Origin of the sequence: Duganella sp. Leaf126, from assembly GCF_001423125.1 — a bacterium.
Lineage (GTDB): Bacteria > Pseudomonadota > Gammaproteobacteria > Burkholderiales > Burkholderiaceae_D > Rugamonas.
Genome location: NZ_LMNW01000031.1, coordinates 618,192 through 632,991, shown reverse-complemented (window position 1 = coordinate 632,991; position 14,800 = coordinate 618,192). Strand labels below are relative to the sequence as shown.

Here is a 14,800-nt window from a genome sequence, read left to right as displayed (position 1 = left end):
CTGCCGCCAGCCCTTATCCTCGCGAGTTCGCATAAAAAGCGAACGCGCGTCAGCGGGGCTGGCAACACCTCCAGCGCAAGGTATCACCTCGGGCCTCTAGCTCATGCTTGGTTAGAGCAGCGGACTCATAATCCGTTGGTGCCCAGTTCGACTCTGGGGAGGCCTACCAATTTTTTAGCCTTATTTATCAAAGGGTTGGCTGCGTGCCAGCCCTTTGTCGTTTACGGCTGCCTGATCCTGCCGTCTCCGCGTTGGGCGACATTTGCACCTGCTTCAGGGATGCATACGCCCGTATCACTCGAACGACTTCCGTGCGCTCACTCGGCCGGACTCGACGCCCGGTCGCCGCCGTAAGCCGCCGCCCAAACGCCTGCGGTGGCTGCTTCGCGCCAGACCACTTGCCCATCACGTTCAGGCGGCTCAGCATCTGGAAAAAGAGATATGCCACCCGATGCATTATGCAAGAAGCGCGTCCCGCCTTGATTGTTTATCCTGCCGCTGATGGCTTGCCAAGCCAAGTAGATGACCTTTAAATGCATCGTCACACCGAGGGAATAAATGATGACTACTCTGGACAAGAAAACAGCGAACCTGGGCGTTGCCTGGGAGGGGATTTATGGCTATAGCCAGGCGGTCAAGGTCAAGGACACCATCTATATTTCCGGGCAGTTGAGTCACGATGGCGAGGGCAGGCTGGTCGCTCCTGCGCCATTGGATGCGAGCGGCAAGCCAGCCAGTTTCGACACCATGGCCGATCAAATGCGGCACACCTACCAGAACGCGATTACATTGCTGGCTGAGTTTGGCGCCACGCTGGACAACGTTGTCGAGGAGACGCTGTTTGTCCTGGATGTCGATGCGGCATTCAAGGTCGCCGGGGACGTCAGGAAGGAACTTTATGGCTCGGCGCAACCCGCAGTCGCCAGCAATCTGATTGGCGTTTCGAGACTGGCATTCCCGGAGCAACTGATTGAGATTACGTTCAGAGCCATTGTTTGAAACAGCTAACGGAATTTTGCGTCCTTGCTGTTTGCATGTAATTCAGCTGACCAGGAAAGCGGGGAGCAAGTGTAGTGCGGAACTTCACTCGACCAGACTACGCGTTCGGCGGATCGGTCGGTTTGTTTGCATCGCGCAGCAATCGGCTACGTCGCTTGACCGCCTCCGCGTTGTCTGCGGGAGCCTCGCGATAGGGGGAAGTTCTGCTGCTAAAAACTGGCCAATCGCAACTGCACACATTCGAAGCGCAGAGTAAGGTATCGGCATCGCAACTACTGATGGCGCACCCACCACAGTCGATATGGCCGGATTGCCGGCGCTTCGGCATGGGGATCGGTCGCGGCTGCGCCCCGTTCGCGATGCGATGTGCCGTGCCGCAGCGCGACAGTCGGCGGTTCAGAATGAAAAGTCCATCCCACAACCCGAAGCGTCGGATGGCGCGGTAGCCGAAGGTCGAGCAGCTGGCATCGCTCGTGTACGCCGCATATGCACAACGAAAGCCTTTGTGTGGCGAGATGTTCCGCTGGTAGAACTTGATGGTGGCAAGGGCTAGCCCTTTCACTAGCTCCCTCCATTGACGCATGAAGCAATGATAGGGATGAAAGTGCGGGTGCAGTTGCCGAGTGCGCGTTCCGATTTGTGACAAGTAAGACTTCTCCGGGTAAAAGCCGTTTTGGGCGGGGCGGGGGAGTCGTCTCGCGCGCCCGCAGACCCTCATGCGGCCGGGTTACTCAATCGTACGCAGGCCCCGCGCAGCCATGGCCTTGGATGACACAGCACGCGTGCGGACGTGATGCTGCCGAAGCCGACGGGGGCGTGCTTGGTGCGGGCGCCTACCTGCTCGCCAACAGTTCTTTTTTGAACCACTCGCCCAACATCCGCTTCTCGTAACCATAGAGCTCGGTGCGATTGATGTCGCCGTTCAGCTGGTAATTGCGGTCGGCCAGTTCGCGCTCGCCGCTGCGCAGCACCTTGCCGTCCTGTTCGATGCGGTAGCGCAGGTGGATGCGGGGGAAGTCGTAAGTGCCTTTGGTGACGCGGATGTCGCGGACCGGCACGCGTGGGAAGACGTCGCCGGCCAGGTCGATGTCGAGGATGTCCACCTTCAGGTCCTGTCCTGCGGGCAGCTGCTTGCCCAGTTCTTCGAGGTAGCTGCGGAAGTCGGCTTCCATCGCGGTGCGGTCGGCTTCGAAGCGCGGCACGTCGGTCATCTTCTGCGGGTCGACGTAGGTGACGGTAACGGTGGCCATGGCGCTGCCGGCTGCCAGGCCGAACAGGACTGCGATGGCGGGACGGATCGATCGGTGCATGACAGCTCCCTCGCTGACGGGTGTGGAGAAGCGTTCAATATACCGTTATTGCTGGCGTCACTGTGAAAACGCGTTGAAAGCGGCGAGGAAGCCTGCGTGCGCGCTGTGCAGGCGCGGCGCGCCGACGTCGAACGTGCAGCGTTGGAGCGACGGCGGCGGCGCCAGGCCGGCCCGGGCCAGTGCGTGTTCGGCCTGCAGGGCGCTGAGCATGCCGTCCATCATCCTGCTTGGCATGTCGAGGCTGGCATTGTCGGTGTGGACGCCCACGCCGCCATCGAGCACGCTGGGCGCGAAAGCCAGCGAGCGGGCGCCGTGGCGGATCGCTTCGCGCATGGCCACGCGGGCGGCGCGGCGCAGGCGGTCGCCGTCCAGGGTTTCCGGGGCGCCCAGGCCGATCACCAGCACGGCGCGCGCGGGCACCGTGGTTGGGGGCAGGCTGATCAGGATGGTTTCCATCGCCTGCGCCTGGAAGGCGCCGCTGGCGCGCAGCGCGGTCAGCTGGCCGCCCAGCGCCGTGTCGAGCCCGAGCAGGCCGCCGGCCACGGCAGCGCCGTCCAGTTCGTGTTCGAACATGCAGGCGACGCTGACATCGACATCGGCTTGCGCCGGTTTCCAGGCGGCGACGTCGAATGCGACACCGTCGATGGTACCGATCGGCAGACGTTCGGGTGTTGCGTGCGGATCGTTCATGGCAGCGCTCCATGTGTAAGCAATTGCCCATGGTAGCGCGGATCGCGGCGATGCGGCCCTGCCAAAATTTATGCCGCGCGGCATGCGGCCCACGCGCCGCTGCGCTTGCATGTGTACTAAAATTGCCGGAGTAGAAATATAAACGACCACAAGGAGATAGAGGATGATGAATTTTACTCGGCGTAATCTGGTCATGACCGCCGGCGGCGTGCTGGTGGCGTCCGCGGTGGCCGGTCCCGTCTGGGCCAATCCCGACCGCAAGCTCGGTTACGCGATCGTGGGACTGGGCGGGTATGGCCTGGGCATCATCATCCCGCAATTCAAATACTGCCAGCACAGCAAGCTCGTGGCGCTGGTCAGCGGCGACCCGGTCAAGGCGAAAAAGGTGGCCGGCGAATACGGCGTGCCGGAATCGAATATCTACGATTACAAGAACTTCGATCGCATCAAGGACAATCCCGAGATCGACATCGTCTACATCTGCCTGCCGGTATCGATGCACGCCGAGTACACGATCCGCGGCGCCAAGGCGGGCAAGCACGTGCTGTGCGAAAAGCCGATGGCGCTGTCGTCGGCCGAGTGCGAGTCGATGATCGCCGCCTGCAAGCAGGCGGGCAAGAAACTGATGATCGGCTACCGCTGCCACTTCGAGCCGTTCAACCTCGAGGCGCGGCGGCTGGCGCGTGCCGGCACGATCGGCAAGCTGCGCTATTTCCGTTCCGAGCATGGTTACACCACGGGCGGCAATAACTGGCGCGTCAAAAAAGCGATGTCGGGCGGCGGCTCGCTGATGGACATCGGCATCTATGCACTGCAGGCGGCGCGCTACATGACCGGCGAGGAACCGGTGTCGGTGTATGCCAAGGAAACCACCGATCGCTCCGACCCGCGCTTCCGCGAGGTGGAAGACCTGATCGAGTTCGAGCTCGAATTCCCGTCCGGCGTGATCGGCTCGTGCATGTCGATGTACTCGGCCAACCGCAACCAGTTCCTGCTGATGGGCGACAAGGGCCGCATCGAGATGGAGCCGGCCACCGCCTACCAGGGGCACAAATTATGGGTCGGCGACGGCCGCAAGAACGAGATCACGGCGCCGCCGAATGCGTCGGCCAACCAGTTCGCCGGCCAGCTCGACCACATGGCCCAGTGCGTGCTGCAGGACCGCACGCCGATCGTGCCCGGCGAAGAAGGCTTGCGCGATATCCGCATCATCGAGGCCGTGTACCGCTCGGCGCGCGAGCAGAAACGCATCGCCTTGAAATGAGCGGCGCCTGACGTCGGGTCAGCCGGCGACAGGGCAGCAGGGGCGCCGCTCCTGCTGCGGTGCCTGCATCATGGGCCGGACTGGCCCGACTGCTGATGCAGCCCCGCCTGCTCTGCCAGCTTGATGTCGAGCATGGCGATCACCAGGTCGGCGGCGGTCAGCACTTGCTTGAGCGGAAAGCCGTCTTCCATTGCCACCACGGCGCCGGGGGGCACGCGTTCCGGGCTGTCGGCGCCGGGCGCCGTGTTGGGCATGAAGGCGAATTGCGGAAAGCGGGTTTTACCGTGCAGCGCGATCTCGGACAGGGTGCGCGGCGCTGCGCGCAGCAGGCCGTTGCGCACGTGCTGTTGACGGTCTTCGTGGCGCTGCTTGAGTAGCGCCGTCAGGCGCACGATCTCGCCATTCAGGCGGTCCGATTCGGCCTGCAGCTCGGCCAGCGCCGCGTCGCTCAGCGCGTCTTCCCACTGCGTCAGTTTCAGCAGGCCGCGCTTGTGCAGCGCCTGGCGCTGCAGGTCGATCTCGATCGACGCCGCGCGCGCCTGGTGCGTGTCCAGGTCTTGCGTGATGGCGGCGTCGCCGTGGGCGCGCAGCCACTTGTCGCCAAAGCTGAACACCAGGCCGTCGAAATAGAAATACATCGGCAGCACTTGCGGTACCGCACCGGCCAGCATGTCTTGCGGCGTCATGTGCCAGCGCTCGGCCAGTTCGGGCAGTGTCAGTGTCAGTGGTTCGATCAGGGGCATCGGTGTCTCCGGGTAACAGACACGCATTTTCGCACAGGCGCGTAAAATACCGGCTTTGTCACCATTCGCCACGGAGTATGCCGCATGATGTTTCTTAAAGTTCCGTTCGCGGAAAAAGACGAGGCCAAGGCGCTCGGTGCGCGCTGGAACGGCGAGCGCAAGTCGTGGTACGTGCCCGACGGTAAGCCGACCGAGGCGTTCGCGCGCTGGCTACCGCCCGGTGGCGCCGATTTCGTGCCGGCCGTTGCTGCCCCTTCGCTGAAAAACCGCCCGGTCACCGTCGATTCCTATGCCGGCAAGCCGGTGATGGGCAAGCTGTTCATTGACCTCGGCCACGACTGCGACCCGTTCGTGGCCTGCCCGGTGTGCGCGCCCAGGCTGGCCACGTCGGGCTGGACCGCCACCCACGACAGCGTGGCCCAGTTGCTGGTCGGGCTGCGCGGCTAGGGTTTCCCTTCCATGTGCACCAACTACCGGCCCACGTCGCGCGAATTGCTGGCCGAGCTGTTCCAGCTGACCCTGTTCGAGGGCGATGACTGGCCGCAGGAAAGCTGGAAGGATTATCCGGCGCCGATCATCCGCTACAACGCGCAGGGCCAGCTGGTGTGCACCACCGCCACCTACGGCCTGGTGCCACGGCGGCAGATTCCGCCCGGCGTCAAGCCCTGGGACACCATGAATGCGCGCAGCGAAACGGTCGGGCAGTTGCGCTCGTACGCAAAATGCTGGTGCGACGGGCAGCTGTGCCTGGTGCCGATGACCGGCTTCTTCGAACCCAACTACGAGTCGGGCGCAGCCCAGCGCTGGCAGATCGGCCGCGCCGACGGCGCGCCGTTCGCGGTGGCCGGCATCTGGCGCGAGTGGCCCGGCGAACACGGTCCCGAATACTCGTTCACGCAGCTGACCATCAACGCCGACGACCATCCGCTGATGCGGCGCTTCCACAAGCCCGGCGACGAAAAGCGTTCGCTGATCGTGATTGCCGCCGACGAATACGACGACTGGCTGCGCTGCCGCGATCCCGAACGCGCCCGCAGCTATTTCCAGTCCTTCCCCCCCGAACTGATGCGCGCCTGGTTCGATCCGCCACCGCCGCGCAAGAAAAAGCCGGCACCGCCCGCCGACGCGCGGCAGATCGACCTGTTTTGACCTGACGCCCGCCAGTCCGCGCGAACCAGGCGGCGCCAGCGCTACCGGGCAGCACGCGCCAGGTGTGCCTGGCGTCCGCTGCGCTGCCGGAGCATGCACGGCAGATCGGCCAGTTTTGACCTTACGTCCGGCAGTCCACGCGAACCAGGCCGCGCCAGTGCTACCGGGCAGCATGCGCCCAGGTGTCAGCCTGTCGCCTGCGTTGCTGCGCAAGGGGCCGGCTAGCTGGCGCTGTCGGCCTGCAACAGCCAGCGCCGCGCCGTGGCGATCACCTGGTCCGACAGCGCTTGTGTCAGCGGCGTCTGGATATCCCAGCGGTACCAGGTCAGCGGCACGTCGAGCACCTGTCCCGGCGCCAGGTCCACCAGCGTGCCGGCTGCCAGCTGGGCCGCGCATTGCAGGTGCGGCGCCATGCCGTAGGCAAATCCTGCTTCCAGAAAGCGCACGAATCCTTCGGACGAGGCATACGAATGGTGGCGGTAGCGGCCCTGGTAGCCGGTGGTGCGGGCGATAAAGCGCGACAGCAGCGCATCCTTGCGGTTGAAATCGAGGGCAGGCGCGGTCGCGATGGCGTCCGCCGTCAAGCCGCCGGCAAACCAGCGCGCGGCAAAGTCCTGGCTGGCCAGGCAGTGGTAGCGCATCCGGCCGAGCGGCGTGGCGGTGGTGCCGGCCACGTGGGCCGTGTCGCTGGTGACGCAGCCGAACACGCGTCCCTCGCGCAGCAGGGCCAGCGTGTGGTCCTGGTCGTCCATGGCGATGTGCAGCATGCAGTCGCCGCCGGCCATCAGCGGGGTGACCGCTTCCTGCAGCCAGGTGGCCGCGCTGTCGGCGTTGACCGCGATCGCCAGCTCCGGGCGGCCGGCGCCGTAACGCTCGGCGCCATCGAGGGCGGACTCCAGCAGCCTCACCTGGCGGTAGTGGGCGATCAGGCGCTGGCCGGCCTCGGTGGCTTGCGGCGGCTGACTGCGCATCAGCAGCAGTTCGCCGGCCTGGGTTTCCAGCATGCGCAAGCGTTGCGACACGGCCGACTGGGTGATCGAAAGGGCGACGGCGGCCTTGTCGAAACTGCCATGGTCGACCACGGCGTCGAGCGCGGCCAGCCCGCGGTAATCGATGCGACTCATTAGCTTTCCTGATATTTGGTGATTATTATTAATTATACTTATATCCGGCGCGCCGCTACGCTGTGGTTTTTTTGCAGGAGATCTGTATGGAACTGGGTGCCTTGTTGAAGGGAATGGGGCTCGGCGGCGGCCTGATCGTCGCCATCGGCTCGCAGAACGCGTACCTGTTGCGTCAGGCGCTGAAGCGCGAATATGTCTATACCTGTATCGCCATCTGCATTGCCTGCGACGTGATGCTGATTGGCGCCGGCGTGGCCGGCATGGGAGAAATCATCAATCGCCTGCCGGTGCTGTTATTCTGGATAAAAGTCACTGGCGCAGCGTTTTTATTCTGGTATGGCGTGCGCGCTGCAAAGGCTGCATGGCAATCCACCAGTTTTACGCTCGATAAAAAAGATACTGCCGCCAATAAAAGCCAGGTGATTGCCGCGATGCTCGCATTCAGCCTGTTAAATCCCCATGTTTATCTCGACACCGTGGTATTGCTGGGCTCCGTGGGCGGGCAGCAGCCCGGTCACGGGCCATGGTATTTCGCCGCCGGCGCAATGCTGGCGTCGGTAATCTGGTTTATCGGCCTCGGTCTCGGTGCGCAGTATTTAATACCGGTATTTAAACGCCCGGTGGCCTGGCGTATTCTCGACGGCTTGATCGCGATGTTGATGTGGCTGCTGGCGGTGTCGCTGTTCCGGTGAAGCGGTCGCTGACGCAGACAGTCCGGCAGCGCGTATTCTACCGAGGTAATAAAGCTAAAATTTGGCGGTATCGTGCCGTGTTCTGGCATGTTGCAGCGTCGGCGGGTTCCGCACTCTTGCTGGAAAAATTGACGATAAAATAAACATTGATATTAACGTAATTAAAAATCGGAAAGCGGAGAATTTAAGCGCGCGTACTGGTTGCGGGGATCGGTTGGCATACAATAGGTGCAAAGAGGAAATTAAATGCACGCTGACTGCGCGATTCGATGAATACCCATCCGGAACAATATGTGAGCCTGGCATTGATGACCTCATCTTTTGCCGTGGACGCCATTCTGACCTTATTGCTGGTGTTTTTATGGCTGATGCACCGCCAGGAAAAACATGCGGTGTTATGGGGCGCAGGCCAGGCGGCCGTGATGACGGGCGGCTTGACCTGGTTTGCCGGGGCCGGCGTTTTGTCGCCGTCGGTACGGCTGTTTTTGTGTGCGCTGATGCTGGTATGCGGGATGGCCGGCTATTATGCGGGCACCCGATACTTTCTCGGCGATTTGCGCCGCCGTCACTGGCGCGCCATCGGGGCGGCCGTCGCGGTCGCCACTGCCGCTTTCTATGCCTTGTGGGAATGGCATGCGCCCTGGGTGCCGCCCGGCAGCGCTGCCGCGTTGGGGCTGGTCATGGTCTGGATGGGGATGCGCCTGTACCGCGCCGAGCGCCGCTACCGCTTGCTCGGCTGCACCCTGATCGGGCGAGGCGTATTCAACCTGGTCAGCGCGGCCACCCTGACGCCGGAATGGTACCTGCTGTGGTTTGCCGGCACCTCGCTGCTGAAAGCGTTGTCGATGATGGGCCTGATCTACGCGGTGCAGGATGAAATCCAGCAGCGCTATGCGCGCACCATCGATAGCCTCAGCCACGGCTTTTTGATCCGCGACCGGCGCGGCCATATCCACGTGGCCAACGAGCGCGGCGCGCGCCTGCTGGGGTTCGAGAAGGCGTCCGACCTGGTGGGCCGGCACCTGAGCGAGATCCTGCCCCGGCTCACGCCAGCCATGGTGGACGAGTATTTCCGGCGGTTCGAAGCGCCGGGCGTGCAATATCCGATGACCGAAACGGCCGTGGTGACGCTGCACACGGGCAGCCGGCTGCCGCTGGAAATGGCCGGTTCGCCATATATCGAGCGCGGTCGCCTGTACTGCCTGGTGCAGCTGCTCGACATCAGCGAGCGCCAGAAAAAGGATGACCTGCTCAAGAAGGCGGCGCGCATCGATCCCGTTACCGGCTTCTACAACCGCCACGCGCTGTCCGAGGCGCTGGCGGCAGAAGTGGCGCGTTGCCTGGAGGCGGACCGCGCGTGCGTGGTGCTGTTCCTCGATCTCGACAAGTTCAAGCGCGTCAACGACTCCTTCGGCCACGACACCGGCGACGACCTGCTGTGCCAGACCGCCCAGCGCCTGTTCGGCGTGCTGGGACCGCATGACCTGCTGGCGCGCTTCGGCGGCGACGAATTCATCATCGTGCTGCCCGACCTGGCGCCCGACAGCGCCGAGCAGGTCGCGCGCCGCTGCGCCGAGCACATCCTGGCGGCGCTGTCCTCGCGGTTCCTGCTGCTGCACCATGCGATCGGGGTATCGGCCAGCATCGGCGCCGCCTGTTTCCCGGCCCACGGCAGCAATGGCGACATGTTGATACGCAATGCCGACATCGCCATGTACGAAGCCAAGAAGTCCGGGCGCGGCGCGCTGCGCTTCTTCCACGAGTCGATGAACGCGGCCGCCAAGAATGCGCTGGCAATCGACGGTGCGCTGCGCGGCGCCATCGAGCACGACGAGTTCCGCCTGGTGTACCAGCCCATCGTCGATGCCCGCACCGGGGCGCTGACCAAGGTCGAGGCGCTGCTCCGCTGGCACAACGCGCACCTGGGCAATGTGCCGCCCGACCGCTTCATTCCCGTGGCCGAAGACAGCGGCATGGTGGTGGCGATCGGTGCCTGGGTGCTGGAGCAGGCGTGTCGGCAGATGGCGGCGTGGCGCGGCGGTCCGCTGGAGGCGGTGACCACCAGCATCAACGTCTCGGCCTGGCAGCTGGCCGATCCGTCGTTTGTGACGCTGGTGGCGCAGACGCTGGCGCACCACGGCCTACCGGCGCGGCAGCTGGAACTGGAACTGACCGAGCGCGTGCTGATCGACGACGGCGGCCACGTGCTCGGTGTGCTCGACCGCCTGCGCGCGCTGGGGGTGAGCGTGTCGCTCGACGACTTCGGCACCGGCTACTCGTCGCTCAGCTACCTGACCCGGTTCCAGCTGAACACGCTCAAGATCGACCGCGCATTCGTGATGGACATCGAGCACAGCGACCGCAGCAACAGCCTGGTGCACGCCATCATCGCCATGGGCCACTCGCTGGGCCTGAAGCTGGTGGCCGAGGGCGTGGAGACGGCGGGCCAGGCTGCCATTCTCGAGCGCATGGGCTGCCATTACCTGCAGGGTTACCACATCGCGCGGCCGCTGGCGCCGGAAGCGCTGGACGCATTCGCGCTGATCACGAGCGACGCGCCCGTGTAGCCGAGGCGTGGCGATGTCATGCAACTGTCATCGTCACGTCATCGCAAGGTCACATGCCGTTCTTACAATCTTGCTGATTGATACCCTCACCAGCAAGAAAGAGAACCGCCATGTCCCAGCGCTTTCCCCTGAAACCCGTGTGCCTAATCGTGCTGCAGGCGCTGGCCATCCACGCCCATGCCGCAGCCGATCCGGCCGATGCAGCCGACGTGGCGGAGGCTGCCGACAGCGCCACCGTGGCCGCCATGGCCGGTCCGGTGCAGTCCGTGGAAATCACGGGGCGCGGCCAGTCGCGCCAGGTGCAGAACATCAACAAGACCGACCTGGCCGAAGCGCTGCCCGGCACCAGCCCGCTCAAGGTGCTCGACAAGCTGCCTGGCGTGAACTTCCAGTCGGCCGATCCGTTCGGCGCGTACGAATGGTCCACCTCGTTCAGCCTGCGCGGCTTCAGCCAGAACCAGCTCGGCTTCACGCTGGACGGCATCCCGCTTGGCGACATGAGCTACGCCAACAACAACGGCCTGCACATCAGCCGCGCCGTCTCGGCGGAAAACATCGGCCGGGTGCAGGTGTCGCAGGGCGCCGGCGCGCTCGGCACGGCTTCCACCAGCAACCTGGGCGGCACGGTACAGTTCTTCACGCTGGCGCCGACCGACGAGCGCGGCGCGACCGTGGCGCAGACCGTGGGCAGCGATTCGACGTCGCGCACCTTCGTGCGCGTCGATAGCGGCCTGATCGGCGGCGCCATGAAAGCCTTCCTCAGCGGCACCCGCCAGCGCACCGACAAGACCAAGGGCGAGGGCGGCCAGGACCAGGACCAGGTCAATGCGCGCTTCGTGTTCAACTTCGGCCAGAGCAACAGCCTGACCGGCTTCTTCAACCATTCGAACCGCAAGGAAGTCGATTACCAGGACATGTCCAAGGAAATGCTGGGCCGCCTCGGCTATGACTGGGACAATTACCAGCCCGACTGGCAGCGCGCACTGAACGCCGCCCGTGGCCAGTTCAGCGGCAATGTCACCAGCCTCGACGACGCGTACTACTCGGCCGGCGGCCTGCGCAAGGATAATCTGAGCGGCCTGATCCTGGACCTGAACCTGACCCCGGCATTCAACCTCAAGACCACCGGCTACCACCACGACAACGACGGGCAGGGCCACTGGTACACGCCGTACGTGCCCACCGACGCGGCCAACCCGCTGTCGATCCGCACCACCGAGTACCAGATCAGCCGCAACGGCATCATGGCCGACGCCACGCTGGACCTGGGCCAGCACACGCTGACCTTCGGCGCCTGGGGCGAGCGCTCGGACCACACCGGCACCCGCGCCTACTACGCGGCCACCGGCCCGGCTGACACCATGTACTTCCTGTCGAACCCGTTCCGCATCGACTGGCAGCAGAATTTCATCACCACCACGTCGCAGTTCTACCTGCAGGACAGCCTGGCGCTGATGGACGGCAAGCTGAAACTCAATGCCGGCTTCAAGAGCATGAGCGTCGATATCGCGGCCCGCAACATCATCGGCAACCGCGCTGCCGGCCAGCTGAATGCCGAGAAGCATTTCCTGCCGCAGGTCGGCGCCAACTATGCGCTGTCGGCCGACGACGAGCTGTTCGCCTCGGCGGCGAAGAACATGCGCGCGCACCAGCCCGGCGTCGGCGGACCGTTCTCGCAAACCCAGGCCGCGTACGACGCCGGCGTCGCTAACCTGAAGCCGGAAACCTCGACCAATATCGATCTCGGCTACCGCTTCAAGCGCGACGCGGTGCAGGGCTCGCTGGCCGTGTACGGCGCCCGCTTCGACGACCGCCAGCTCAGTGTGGCCACCTGCGCCGGCATCGTCGGCTGCCCGTCCACTTTCGTCAACGTCGGCAAGGTCGATACCCGGGGCGCGGAAGCGATCGCCGTGTGGAAGCTCAGCCGCGAGATCAGCTGGTTCAACTCGGCCACCTACAACGATTCCCGGTACAAGTCCGACTACACCGACGGCACCACGCTGGTGCAGGTCAACGGCAAGCAGGTAGCCGGCGCGCCGAAGACCCTGTTCAGCACCGAGGTGTCGTATGACAGCGGCGCCTGGTTCGCGCGCCTGGGCGGCAAGTACACGGGCAAGCGCTACTACACCTACACCAACGACGCCAGCGTCGATGCGTTCTGGATCGGCAGCCTGGCGGCCGGCTACCGGCTCAAGTCGCTGGGCGGCCTGCAGGACCTGTCGCTGCAAGTGAATGTCAGCAACCTGTTCGACAAGCAGTACATCAGCACTGTCGGCACCAACGGCTTCCAGGCCCGCGATCCGAACGGCACCGCGCAGACCCTGCTCACGGGCGCGCCGCGCCAGGTGTTCGTGACCTTGAGCGGCAAACTGTAAGGAATCAGCCGGCCAGCCGCGCGCAACATTTATCCGATGGCATGATTGCTGTTGCCGGCCGGCTACACTCGCTGGAAGAAGGTGGATAGCAAGCTGGGCGCACTGCATACTGTGTTCCCATTGCGTGTTCCGGGGAGTGTGCTGTGAAATGGTTTTATGATTTGAAAATCGCCACCAAGCTGCGGGTGTCGTTCGGTGCGGTCCTGCTGCTGACCCTGATCATGGGCGTGAGCGCGATCCATTCGACCGCGCAGGTGAACCAGGCTTCCAACGAGCTGGCCGACAACTGGATGCCCAGCGTGCGTATGGCCATGGAGCTGCGCGGCGACGTCAATGAAATGCGGCGCTGGGAACTGGCCCACATGCTGGCCAGCGATGCTGCCGGTCACGCCGATTACGAACAGCGCATGGCCAAGACCCTGGACAAGTCCAGGGGACACCGCCAGGCCTACGAAAAACTGATCAGCAGTCCCGAGGAGCAGGCGCTGGTCAACGCCTACGACCAGAGCTGGCGCGCGTTCCTGGCCGACCACGACAAGATGGTGGCGCTGTCCTCGGGCGGGCGCAAGGACGAGGCGCTGGCCCTGTCGCGCGGTTCATCGACGCAAAACCTGACTGCACTGCTGGCCACGCTGGAAAAACTGGTCAAGCTCAATATCGATGGCGGCGACCTCGCCAGCACGGTGGCCAGCGCCACCTACGAGACCGCGCGCACCACGTCGATCACGCTGCTGGTGCTGGCGATCGGCATCGGGCTGGCGCTGGCGAGCTGGGTGGCGCGCATCGTCTCGGCGCCGCTTCAGGACGCGCTGGTGGCGGCCAACGCCGTGGCCGAAGGCGACCTCACGCGCGAGATCGCCGTCAACTCGGCCTGCGAGACGGGCCAGCTGATGCAGGCGCTCAAGACCATGACGGCCAACCTGCAAAGCCTGGTGGCGCAGGTGCGCAGCGGCACCGACCTGATCGCCACCGCGTCGGCGGAAATTGCCACCGGCAACCAGGACCTGTCGTCGCGCACCGAGCAGCAGGCCAGCTCGCTCGAAGAAACCGCGTCGTCGATGGAAGAGCTGACCAGCACGGTCCGGCAGAATGCCGACAATGCGCGCCAGGCCAACCAGCTGGCGCAGTCGGCCTCCGGCATCGCCAGCCGCGGCGGCGACGTGGTGGGGCAGGTGGTGGGCACCATGGCCTCGATCAACGAATCGTCGCGCAAGATCGAAGACATCATTTCGGTGATCGACGGCATCGCTTTCCAGACCAATATCCTGGCCCTGAACGCTGCCGTGGAAGCGGCGCGGGCCGGCGAGCAGGGGCGCGGTTTTGCCGTGGTGGCAGGCGAGGTGCGCAACCTCGCGCATCGTTCGGCGGCTGCCGCCAAGGACATCAAGCAGCTGATTGCCGACTCGGTGCAGAACGTGGAAACCGGGTCGCAGCTGGTCAACCAGGCTGGCGCCACGATGAACGACATCGTCGCCAGCATCACCCGCGTGACCGACATCATGGCCGAGATCTCGTCCGCCAGCAGCGAGCAGAGCGACGGCATCGAACAGGTCAACCAGGCCATTACCCAGATGGACGAGGTCACCCAGCAAAACGCCGCGCTGGTCGAGCAATCGGCTGCTGCGGCCGAGTCGATGCAGGAGCAGGCGGCCCAGCTGAGCGAGGTGATCAGCCTGTTCAAGATCCACGCGTCCGTGCCAACCCCGGCGCCAAGGGCGGCCCCGGCTGCAATAAAAGCTGCAATAAAGGCTGCGGCGCCACGCCTGGCGGCGGCAGCGCGGGCGCCTGCAGCGCGGCCGGCCGCCCGGCCCGCGCCATTAAAGCAAACGGTGGCAGGCGACGAATGGGAGGCGTTCTGACGCAGTAAGCAAGCGGCCGTGACCAGCG

At 64.4% G+C, this 14,800-nt stretch carries 13 protein-coding genes and 1 tRNA gene; 9 read left to right on the top strand and 5 right to left on the bottom strand.

Going from position 1 to position 14,800, the window contains the following annotated elements:
- Positions 1 to 90: 90 nt before the first annotated feature.
- Positions 91 to 169: transfer RNA gene (locus ASF61_RS15985), tRNA-Ile, on the top strand.
- A gap of 389 nt (positions 170 to 558) precedes the next feature.
- On the top strand, positions 559 to 999 hold the full coding sequence (locus ASF61_RS15980; RefSeq protein ID WP_200919880.1) for a RidA family protein: 441 nt from the start codon (positions 559 to 561) through the stop codon (positions 997 to 999).
- Between the two features lie 97 nt (positions 1,000 to 1,096).
- Here the strand turns inward: ASF61_RS15980 and yidD are convergent, their stop codons facing one another.
- The 3 genes from yidD to ASF61_RS15970 all read right to left on the bottom strand — a co-directional run bounded on the left by yidD (position 1,097) and on the right by ASF61_RS15970 (position 2,999).
- The gene (yidD, locus tag ASF61_RS24650) at positions 1,097 to 1,582 is read right to left on the bottom strand and encodes a membrane protein insertion efficiency factor YidD (RefSeq protein WP_082491743.1); all 486 of its coding nucleotides are present in this window, start codon (positions 1,580 to 1,582) and stop codon (positions 1,097 to 1,099) included.
- Between the two features lie 250 nt (positions 1,583 to 1,832).
- Entirely contained in the window at positions 1,833 to 2,309 is a 477-nt protein-coding gene (locus tag ASF61_RS15975) for a DUF3016 domain-containing protein (protein WP_056157647.1), read from the bottom strand.
- Positions 2,310 to 2,366: 57 nt separating this feature from the next.
- Positions 2,367 to 2,999, bottom strand: a complete 633-nt coding sequence (locus ASF61_RS15970) for a M17 family peptidase N-terminal domain-containing protein (protein ID WP_056157643.1) — start codon at positions 2,997 to 2,999, stop codon at positions 2,367 to 2,369.
- 163 nt (positions 3,000 to 3,162) lie between these two features.
- Between ASF61_RS15970 and ASF61_RS15965 the strand changes: the two genes are divergently transcribed.
- Positions 3,163 to 4,263, top strand: a complete 1,101-nt coding sequence (locus ASF61_RS15965; protein ID WP_056157640.1) for a Gfo/Idh/MocA family protein — start codon at positions 3,163 to 3,165, stop codon at positions 4,261 to 4,263.
- Positions 4,264 to 4,331: 68 nt separating this feature from the next.
- Here ASF61_RS15965 and ASF61_RS15960 read toward each other — a convergent pair whose 3' ends face one another.
- Entirely contained in the window at positions 4,332 to 5,006 is a 675-nt protein-coding gene (locus tag ASF61_RS15960; RefSeq protein WP_056157637.1) for a hypothetical protein, read from the bottom strand.
- 84 nt (positions 5,007 to 5,090) lie between these two features.
- On the opposite strand from ASF61_RS15960, the gene ASF61_RS15955 reads away from it, so the two are divergent.
- Together ASF61_RS15955 and ASF61_RS15950 are read left to right on the top strand one after the other, a co-directional pair.
- Positions 5,091 to 5,453, top strand: a complete 363-nt coding sequence (locus tag ASF61_RS15955) for a DUF5710 domain-containing protein (protein ID WP_056157633.1) — start codon at positions 5,091 to 5,093, stop codon at positions 5,451 to 5,453.
- 12 nt (positions 5,454 to 5,465) lie between these two features.
- Positions 5,466 to 6,155, top strand: a complete 690-nt coding sequence (locus ASF61_RS15950; protein ID WP_056157628.1) for an SOS response-associated peptidase — start codon at positions 5,466 to 5,468, stop codon at positions 6,153 to 6,155.
- Positions 6,156 to 6,376: 221 nt separating this feature from the next.
- Here ASF61_RS15950 and ASF61_RS15945 read toward each other — a convergent pair whose 3' ends face one another.
- Positions 6,377 to 7,279: a LysR family transcriptional regulator ArgP gene (locus ASF61_RS15945; protein WP_056157625.1), complete on the bottom strand. Its 903-nt coding sequence runs from the start codon at positions 7,277 to 7,279 to the stop codon at positions 6,377 to 6,379.
- 86 nt (positions 7,280 to 7,365) lie between these two features.
- Between ASF61_RS15945 and ASF61_RS15940 the strand changes: the two genes are divergently transcribed.
- The 4 genes from ASF61_RS15940 (at position 7,366) to ASF61_RS15925 (ending at position 14,772) form a co-directional block, all read left to right on the top strand.
- Positions 7,366 to 7,971, top strand: a complete 606-nt coding sequence (locus tag ASF61_RS15940) for a LysE/ArgO family amino acid transporter (protein WP_056157623.1) — start codon at positions 7,366 to 7,368, stop codon at positions 7,969 to 7,971.
- 269 nt (positions 7,972 to 8,240) lie between these two features.
- Positions 8,241 to 10,538, top strand: a complete 2,298-nt coding sequence (locus tag ASF61_RS15935; protein WP_229205879.1) for a bifunctional diguanylate cyclase/phosphodiesterase — start codon at positions 8,241 to 8,243, stop codon at positions 10,536 to 10,538.
- Positions 10,539 to 10,648: 110 nt separating this feature from the next.
- Complete coding sequence (locus ASF61_RS15930; RefSeq protein WP_056157620.1) at positions 10,649 to 12,913, top strand: TonB-dependent receptor; 2,265 nt, start codon at positions 10,649 to 10,651, stop codon at positions 12,911 to 12,913.
- A 143-nt stretch (positions 12,914 to 13,056) separates the two neighbouring features.
- On the top strand, positions 13,057 to 14,772 hold the full coding sequence (locus ASF61_RS15925) for a methyl-accepting chemotaxis protein (RefSeq protein ID WP_056157619.1): 1,716 nt from the start codon (positions 13,057 to 13,059) through the stop codon (positions 14,770 to 14,772).
- Positions 14,773 to 14,800: the final 28 nt, after the last annotated feature.

Bases quoted from the DNA above. Each gene is read 5' to 3' on its own strand.
- ASF61_RS15980 (WP_200919880.1), top strand. From the start codon at position 559: ATGATGACTACTCTGGACAAGAAAACAGCGAACCTGGGCGTTGCCTGG.
- yidD (WP_082491743.1), bottom strand. From the start codon at position 1,582: ATGCGTCAATGGAGGGAGCTAGTGAAAGGGCTAGCCCTTGCCACCATC.
- ASF61_RS15975 (WP_056157647.1), bottom strand. From the start codon at position 2,309: ATGCACCGATCGATCCGTCCCGCCATCGCAGTCCTGTTCGGCCTGGCA.
- ASF61_RS15970 (WP_056157643.1), bottom strand. From the start codon at position 2,999: ATGAACGATCCGCACGCAACACCCGAACGTCTGCCGATCGGTACCATC.
- ASF61_RS15965 (WP_056157640.1), top strand. From the start codon at position 3,163: ATGATGAATTTTACTCGGCGTAATCTGGTCATGACCGCCGGCGGCGTG.
- ASF61_RS15960 (WP_056157637.1), bottom strand. From the start codon at position 5,006: ATGCCCCTGATCGAACCACTGACACTGACACTGCCCGAACTGGCCGAG.
- ASF61_RS15955 (WP_056157633.1), top strand. From the start codon at position 5,091: ATGATGTTTCTTAAAGTTCCGTTCGCGGAAAAAGACGAGGCCAAGGCG.
- ASF61_RS15950 (WP_056157628.1), top strand. From the start codon at position 5,466: ATGTGCACCAACTACCGGCCCACGTCGCGCGAATTGCTGGCCGAGCTG.
- ASF61_RS15945 (WP_056157625.1), bottom strand. From the start codon at position 7,279: ATGAGTCGCATCGATTACCGCGGGCTGGCCGCGCTCGACGCCGTGGTC.
- ASF61_RS15940 (WP_056157623.1), top strand. From the start codon at position 7,366: ATGGAACTGGGTGCCTTGTTGAAGGGAATGGGGCTCGGCGGCGGCCTG.
- ASF61_RS15935 (WP_229205879.1), top strand. From the start codon at position 8,241: ATGAATACCCATCCGGAACAATATGTGAGCCTGGCATTGATGACCTCA.
- ASF61_RS15930 (WP_056157620.1), top strand. From the start codon at position 10,649: ATGTCCCAGCGCTTTCCCCTGAAACCCGTGTGCCTAATCGTGCTGCAG.